Origin of the sequence: Pseudomonas sp. SIMBA_067, from assembly GCF_046534675.1 — a bacterium.
In the GTDB taxonomy this organism is placed as follows: Bacteria; Pseudomonadota; Gammaproteobacteria; order Pseudomonadales; family Pseudomonadaceae; genus Aquipseudomonas; species Aquipseudomonas putida.
The window spans coordinates 1-246 of record NZ_JAWRYH010001088.1 but is presented as its reverse complement, the minus strand read 5'-3'; the positions used below and the strand labels follow the sequence as shown (position 1 = coordinate 246).

Here is a 246-nt window from a genome sequence, read left to right as displayed (position 1 = left end):
ACTTCGATTTGCTGGTGATTTCCGAAGAAGTTGGCGTTGCCAAACCGAATAAGAAAATTTTCGATTATGCGCTGGAACAGGCGGGCAATCCTGACCGTTCACGCGTGCTGATGGTTGGCGACACTGCCGAGTCCGATATTCTCGGTGGCATCAACGCCGGGCTTGCGACCTGCTGGCTGAATGCACACCATCGCGAGCAACCAGAAGGCATCGCGCCCACCTGGACCGTTTCTTCGTTGCACGAAC

Annotated in this window: 1 protein-coding gene; it reads left to right on the top strand. The window is 55.3% G+C overall.

Annotation, left to right across the window (positions count from 1 at the left end; genetic code table 11):
• The coding region (locus tag SB765_RS32620) for an HAD-IA family hydrolase (RefSeq protein ID WP_410932893.1) at positions 1-246 on the top strand (246 nt) is incomplete at both ends.